This is a genomic window from Neisseria sp. P0021.S007 (assembly GCF_051956855.1).
Map to the genome: position 1 here is coordinate 1 of NZ_JBQCXA010000693.1, position 631 is coordinate 631.

1 protein-coding gene is annotated in these 631 nt (G+C 56.9%); it reads left to right on the plus strand.

The genetic code is table 11. The features are described 5' to 3' along the window. Positions 1–631 (plus strand): beta-ketoacyl-ACP synthase 3 (locus tag ACTHUR_RS15420; protein ID WP_440399512.1); only part of this gene is annotated, 631 nt, incomplete at both ends.

Below are 631 nucleotides of genomic sequence, written 5' to 3' on the forward strand. Positions count from 1 at the left end.
ATATTGCAGACGAAGGCGAAAAAACCAGCGACCTCGCCGCCGAAGCATCGCGCCGCGCGCTGGTTGCTGCCAGTGTCGCTGCCGATGAAATCGATTTGATTATCGTGGCGACCGCCACCCCCGATATGCAGTTCCCGTCCACCGCGACCATCGTCCAGCAAAAGCTCGGCATAGAAAACGGCTGTCCCGCATTTGACGTACAGGCAGTCTGCGCGGGCTTTATGTACGCCCTGTCCACTGCCAACGCCTACATCAAAAGCGGCATGGCGAAAAAGGCTTTGGTCATCGGCGCGGAAACGTTCAGCCGCATCGTGAATTGGAACGACCGAACGACCTGCGTTTTGTTTGGTGATGGCGCAGGCGCGGTAGTGTTGGGCGCGTCCGACGAAGCGGGCATCATCCACAGCAAACTCAAAGCCGACGGCAACTACCTCGACCTGCTCAATGTACCCGGTCAAATCGCCAACGGGCAAGTTTGCGGTTCGCCTTACGTCAAAATGGACGGGCCGGGCGTGTTTAAATTCGCGGTCAAAATGCTCGCAAAAATCGCCGACGAAGTCATCAGCGAAGCAGGTTATACCCCCGATCAAATCGACTGGCTCGTGCCGCATCAAGCCAACAAACGCATCAT